General features: G+C 43.9%; 6 protein-coding genes. All 6 read left to right on the forward strand.

Annotation, left to right across the window (positions count from 1 at the left end; all coding sequences use genetic code 11):
- Positions 1-1,062: 1,062 nt before the first annotated feature.
- Positions 1,063-2,517 carry a nitrogenase cofactor biosynthesis protein NifB gene (nifB, locus tag V7K15_RS25465; protein WP_334910059.1) on the forward strand — a complete coding sequence of 485 codons (1,455 nt, stop codon included), beginning with the start codon at positions 1,063-1,065 and terminating at the stop codon, positions 2,515-2,517.
- A gap of 127 nt (positions 2,518-2,644) precedes the next feature.
- Positions 2,645-3,007 carry a DUF362 domain-containing protein gene (locus tag V7K15_RS25470; RefSeq protein WP_334910047.1) on the forward strand — a complete coding sequence of 121 codons (363 nt, stop codon included), beginning with the start codon at positions 2,645-2,647 and terminating at the stop codon, positions 3,005-3,007.
- A 26-nt stretch (positions 3,008-3,033) separates the two neighbouring features.
- Positions 3,034-4,242 (forward strand): cysteine desulfurase NifS, encoded by a 1,209-nt coding sequence (gene nifS, locus V7K15_RS25475; protein WP_334910049.1) that lies wholly within the window; start codon positions 3,034-3,036, stop codon positions 4,240-4,242.
- Positions 4,243-4,353: 111 nt separating this feature from the next.
- Positions 4,354-5,253: a Fe-S cluster assembly protein NifU gene (gene nifU / locus V7K15_RS25480; RefSeq protein ID WP_334910051.1), complete on the forward strand. Its 900-nt coding sequence runs from the start codon at positions 4,354-4,356 to the stop codon at positions 5,251-5,253.
- A gap of 282 nt (positions 5,254-5,535) precedes the next feature.
- On the forward strand, positions 5,536-5,892 hold the full coding sequence (locus tag V7K15_RS25485; RefSeq protein WP_334910053.1) for a globin domain-containing protein: 357 nt from the start codon (positions 5,536-5,538) through the stop codon (positions 5,890-5,892).
- Between the two features lie 299 nt (positions 5,893-6,191).
- Positions 6,192-6,508: AAA family ATPase (locus V7K15_RS25490; protein ID WP_334910055.1), on the forward strand; the 317-nt coding region annotated here is incomplete at its 3' end.

Raw genomic sequence — 6,508 nt, forward strand, 5'->3', positions numbered from 1 at the left:
GATGACTTGTGTGTACACCGTAGCTTTCCGCGTCGGGAAGGGAATTAGGGGGTTAGGTTTTTCGCTAAGGTTTGTAATGAGCAATTAAAAAAATTCATTGCGATCGCAGAATCATGTTAGATTATAGTTTCTTGTTTCTCTCAAACACAAAATCCGAGAGTTTTCTAGCCATCTCCTGATTGTGGAAATGAAAAGAAAGAACTGGAAAGTTAAACTTTTTGAAAAATATGTGCAGCAAGACATCTATTTTTATAAGCCTGTATAGGTTGCCAGATAAGACTTAGAACCACAATTGAATATAATTCCCAAAGCAAAAATTAAAAAAATATAAAGTGCATTTTTACCCCAAAAAAAATGATATGTTAGATACAGAATTGAATTTCGCTTTTTTCTGGAGTAAAACAATATAGATTACTCCAGTTTTTCACCCTCAAACCCTTGGCATTTATTGCTTTTGACGGAAAATGAGGGCAATCTGAGTACACATTTAAATAACCCAAACCCAGTTTTAAGTTAGTTAAAGTCCTTGCTGGAGTTGGGTTATGACTGAGTACAAATAAATCCTGAACCCCTATCTATAAACACTAGAACCCCAACCAAAAAATACTAGAACCCCTACCCTAAAAATAAATTTTTAATCCTTGTAATGCTTGAAGAATTAGGGTTTTTATTACTTGAGTACAAATGTAATAAATCCAATAAATTCTATGCTGGAGAGACGCAACATCTAGCTGGGAGATAACTGCTATAAATCTTATATCGCCAATCACTTAACGCTCTGACACAAAACAAAGCGGAGAGTGAGTGGAGGGATGACATAGCACCATGCCTAAAGTGAATAGAAGTCGCGGCTGTAAGCACAAATTCTACCCAAGAACCGAACGTTGACACACACCAGCCGAACATCAAATATATATTGCCTGCCTTACTTGATAACAAGTCACCCAAACCCAAGGGTTTGCAGGCAGTGTGGAAGACGCGACTTCAATTCCTCGGCATATAAGAGTAGCAACACCATCTCCCACAGTGGCAGCCAAGTCCACCGACCTTTTGCAAAACTCAATGACATCACCGTCTACACGACTCCTCAACACCCCTGCTACGGAATCGACAACAACCCAAGCAAAATCCGGTGGTTGCGGCTGCGACAGCCCCAGCAGCGCTACCGTGGAAAGGGATCAAAAGCTCGAAGAACGCATTGCTAAACATCCCTGCTACAGCGAAGACGCCCATCACCACTATGCCCGGTTGCACGTTGCAGTTGCTCCCGCCTGCAACATTCAATGCAACTATTGCAACCGTAAATATGACTGTGCTAACGAAAGCCGTCCTGGAGTAGTTAGCGAGTTGCTAACACCAGAAGAAGCTGCACACAAAGCTTTGGTCATTGGCGGCAAGATTCCTCAAATGACAGTTGTGGGAATTGCAGGCCCTGGCGACCCATTGGCAAACCCAGAAAAGACCTTCCGCACATTTGAGTTGATTGCAGCACAAGCACCAGATATCAAGCTGTGTTTATCAACCAATGGTTTAATGCTGCCCGACTACATCGATCGCATTAAACAATTAAATATAGATCACGTTACGATCACCATTAACATGGTAGATCCAGAGATCGGTGCTAAGATTTATCCTTGGGTTCACTACAACCGCAAGCGTTACAGAGGCATTGAAGGCGCAAGAATTCTCCACGAAAGACAGATGGAAGGATTGCAAGCCCTGAAAGATGCTGATATCTTGTGCAAAGTTAACTCCGTGATGATTCCCGGAATTAATGACCATCACTTAGTCGAAGTGAATCGAGTCATTCGTGAGAAAGGTGCATTCTTACACAACATCATGCCATTGATTTCTGCACCAGAACATGGCACACACTTTGGTTTAACTGGTCAACGCGGGCCCACACCCAAAGAACTCAAAGAAGTTCAAGACAATTGCTCCGGTAACATGAAAATGATGCGTCACTGTCGCCAGTGCCGTGCCGATGCCGTCGGATTGTTGGGAGAAGACCGCAGTCAAGAATTTTCCAAAGAGAAATTCTTGGAAATGACTCCAGAATATGACATGGAGAAACGTCAAGAAGTTCACCAAGGGATTGAGAAGTTTAAAGAAGAACTTAAAGTTGCCAAAGACAAGGCGCTAGAAGGCAAGAAATTTGCCAACAGTCCCAAAATCCTAGTTGCAGTAGCAACCAAGGGCGGTGGAGTGGTTAATCAGCACTTCGGTCATGCGAAAGAATTCCAAATTTACGAAGTGGATGGAAACGACGCTCGTTTTGTCGGTCATCGCAAAATTGACCAATACTGCCAAGGTGGATACAGCGAGGAAGCTTCTTTTGAGCATATTATGAAAGCGATCGCAGATTGCAAAGCAGTTTTAGTCTCCAAAATTGGTAACAGTCCTCAAGAAAAATTGCAAAAAGCTGGAATACAGAGTGTTGAAGCTTACGACGTGATTGAGAAGGTTGCTTTGGAATTTTACGAGCAATACGTTCAGGAATTAGGGAATAAGGAATAGGGCATCGGCCAAACAGGGCATGGGGCATGGGACAAGAATTATCCCTAATGCCCTGCCCTACAACCCAATCCTCAATGCCGAATGCCGAATGCCCTGTTTGCCCAATTCCCAAAAAAGGAGAATAATCATGGCTTACAAAATTACTAGCCAGTGTATTTCCTGCAATCTCTGTCTATCTATATGTCCCACTGGTGCAATTAAGATAGTTGAAGGACAACACTGGATTGACTCTGAACTTTGTACAAACTGCGTTGGTAGCATTCATACTATGCCTCAGTGTAAAGCTGGTTGTCCCACTTGCGACGGTTGCGTTAAGCAGCCTAGCAATTATTGGGAAGGCTGGTTTACCAATTACAACCACGTAGTTGCTAAATTAACTAATAAACAAGATTACTGGGAGCGTTGGTTTAACTGCTATTCCCAGAAATACTCCGAACAGTTGCAAAAGCGTCAACCCCAATCGGTGGGGTCTGAAGCTTACGTTAAATAATTCGTAATTCTTAATTGAAGACAACAATGCAAAACAACTGCATCTATCTCGATAATAATGCCACCACTAAGGTAGACCCAGAAGTTATAGAGGTAATGCTACCTTACCTGACGGACTATTACGGCAATCCCTCCAGTATGCATACCTTTGGTGGGCAAGTCGGTAAAGCACTGAGAACAGCAAGAGAACAACTTGCAGCCATCCTCGGAGCTGATGAGTCAGAAATTGTCTACACAAGTTGTGGAACTGAGGGAGATAACGCCGCGATTCGAGCCGCACTGTTGTCGCAACCAGAAAAGCGACACATCATCACCACCCAAGTTGAACACCCAGCAGTACTCAATGTCTGCAAACAATTAGAAACCCAAGGTTACACTGTTACCTATCTATCAGTAAATCATCAAGGGCAGTTGGATCTAGATGAACTAGAAGCTTCCTTGACGGGTAACACTGCCCTGGTGACAATTATGTATGCTAATAACGAAACAGGGACAGTTTTCCCGATTGAGCAGATTGGGTTACGGGTGAAAGAATATGGCGCTATCTTCCATGTAGATGCGGTGCAAGTAGTGGGAAAAATCCCCTTGAATATGAAGACTAGCACCGTGGATATGTTAACCCTGTCTGGTCACAAGCTGCACGGGCCGAAAGGAATTGGTGCTTTATATATCCGGCGCGGGGTTCGGTTCCGTCCCTTCATCATTGGGGGACACCAAGAACGCGGACGTCGGGCGGGAACAGAGAATGTTCCAGCAATTATTGCCTTGGGCAAAGCTGCCCAACTGGAACTGTTACACTTAGAAGAAGCGACCAAAAGAGAAATCAGGCTGCGCGATCGCCTGGAACAAACTTTACTCGCTAAAATTCCCGATTGTGTAGTTAACGGTGACGTTACGCAGAGATTGCCCAACACCACCAATATCGGCTTCAAGTATATTGAAGGTGAAGCCATCTTACTATCCTTGAATAAATACGGTATCTGTGCATCATCTGGTTCTGCTTGCACCTCCGGCTCACTGGAACCTTCTCACGTCCTCCGGGCGATGGGCTTACCCTATACAACTTTGCATGGTTCCATTCGCTTCAGCCTTTGTCGCTACACTACAGAAGCCGAAATCGATCAAGTTATAGAGGTAATGCCCACTATTGTAGAACGTTTACGCGCCCTCTCACCCTTCAAAAATGATAATGCGGGTTGGCTGCAAGAACAAGAGCAAGCACTGGCTCATCGTTAATTAGGGAATAGGGAATAGGGCATAGCGGATTGAGAATAAAACCAATGCCCGATGCCCCCCAATGCCCCATACCTCAATCTAAAATCCAAAATCTAAAATCTAAAATTCATTATGTGGGACTACACCGATAAAGTATTAGAACTGTTTTACAATCCCCTGAATCAGGGAGCCATTGAAGAATCTGGCGAACCTGGGGTTAAGCTTGCAATGGGAGAAATAGGTAGCATTGCTTGCGGTGATGCTCTGAGATTGCACCTGAAAGTGGAAGTAGAATCTGATAAGATTCTAGATGCTCGTTTTCAAACCTTTGGCTGTACTAGTGCGATCGCATCTTCTAGTGCATTAACCGAAATGATCAAAGGTTTAACCTTAGATGAAGCCCTGAAAGTGTCCAACAGAGACATTGCAGATTACCTGGGTGGTTTACCAGAAGCAAAGATGCACTGCTCTGTTATGGGACAAGAAGCGCTAGAAGCCGCTATCTATAATTATCGTGGCATACCTCTAGCTACCCATGATGATGATGATGAAGGCGCGTTAATTTGCAGTTGCTTTGGGATCAGCGAGGCCAAAATTCGCCGCGTCGTTCTAGAAAATAATCTCACTGGTGCCGAAGAGGTAACAAATTATGTGAAAGCTGGTGGTGGATGCGGTTCCTGTTTGGCGAACATCGATGATATAATAAAATCAGTTCAACAGGAATACGCCTCACCTGGTCTCAACGATTACGGCGTAAAAGTTGCCACAGAAATTGTTACGTCTAAAGAACGATCGCTAACCAATGTCCAAAAGATTGCTCTAATTCAAAAAGTTCTGGATGAAGAAGTCAGACCCGTACTCATCGCTGACGGGGGAGACGTAGAACTCTATGATGTCGAAGGCGATCGCGTGAAAGTTGTGCTACAAGGTGCTTGCGGTTCGTGTTCTAGTAGTACAGCAACTCTGAAAATTGCGATCGAAGCAAGATTACAAGATCGTGTCAGCAAGAGCCTTGTAGTCGAAGCAGTTTAGGAATTGCTGTAGGACTTAACGTACTCTACAAATACGCCCTAATATGCATTCAGCCAGAAACAGAAAGTAGGATTTGAACTGAATCATTGTCTCCACTCAATGCTTCATACCAATTCGCCAAAAGAAAGTGACAGATTCAAATCTAACTCTCTTAATTACGAAATTACGAATTACGAATTGGTATCAATCCTACCACTATTACTGCTAACAGCATATAGGCTTCATAGATTAAGTGCCTACTTGCTTTCTTTCATCATCTAACTCGCTTCAAAGGAACAGAATATGAGTACATTGTACGACAAACTGGGCGGACAACCAGCTATTGAACAAATAGTAGATGAACTCCACAAACGCATTGCCACAGACAGCCTCCTCAATCCCATTTTTGCTGGTACAGATATGGACAAGCAACGTAATCATCTAGTTGCTTTCTTATCTCAAATTTTTGAGGGGCCAAAGCAATACGCCGGTCGTCCAATGGACAAAACCCACGCGGGAATGAACCTACAGCAACCACACTTCGATGCGATCGCCAAGCATCTCGGTGAAGCAATGGCTGTGCGTGGAGAGTCAGCAGAAGACACCAAAGCTGCACTAGAGCGCGTCACAAATATGAAGGGCGCTATTTTGAACAAGTAATCGGACTTAAGCATTGATTGTTGACAAATAGCAACATCAAGTCCTATTTAGTCTTTCAAGCTGAAACACATTACGACGTATTTGTAAATTGCGTAATCTCTTAGTCATTAGTCAGGATAAATGATTAATGACTAAGGACAAAAGAAAAAAAATTTAGCCAGGAAATATATGTACTTGCTTTCGATCATTTTAGCTGTAGAGCGATCGCCCCCGGCGCCGTTCTACATACCCTCACTGCTGTAGCTCAACAGGTGTGAGAGCCAACAAACCCACCAACCAATTGCAGGATAACACGAATCATGACTGAAGAAAAGATTAGACAGATAGCTTTCTACGGTAAGGGCGGTATCGGTAAATCTACCACCTCCCAAAACACCTTAGCAGCTATGGCAGAAATGGGTCAACGCATCCTTATCGTTGGTTGCGACCCGAAAGCTGACTCCACCCGTTTGATGCTGCACAGCAAAGCTCAAACAAGCGTTCTCCAATTGGCTGCTGAACGAGGCGCTGTTGAAGATATAGAACTCCATGAAGTAATGCTGACCGGCTTCCGGGACGTTCGTTGCGTAGAATCTGGTGGTCCAGAACCCGGTGTAGGTTGTGCTGGTCGTGGTAT

The sequence above is a fragment of the Nostoc sp. genome, assembly GCF_036919815.1.
Classification (GTDB): Bacteria; Cyanobacteriota; Cyanobacteriia; order Cyanobacteriales; family Nostocaceae; genus Nostoc.

What these genes read in the sequence shown, in the direction of transcription:
- nifB (WP_334910059.1), top strand. Translation starts at nt 1,063, where the DNA reads ATGACATCACCGTCTACACGACTCCTCAACACCCCTGCTACGGAATCG.
- V7K15_RS25470 (WP_334910047.1), top strand. Translation starts at nt 2,645, where the DNA reads ATGGCTTACAAAATTACTAGCCAGTGTATTTCCTGCAATCTCTGTCTA.
- nifS (WP_334910049.1), top strand. Translation starts at nt 3,034, where the DNA reads ATGCAAAACAACTGCATCTATCTCGATAATAATGCCACCACTAAGGTA.
- nifU (WP_334910051.1), top strand. Translation starts at nt 4,354, where the DNA reads ATGTGGGACTACACCGATAAAGTATTAGAACTGTTTTACAATCCCCTG.
- V7K15_RS25485 (WP_334910053.1), top strand. Translation starts at nt 5,536, where the DNA reads ATGAGTACATTGTACGACAAACTGGGCGGACAACCAGCTATTGAACAA.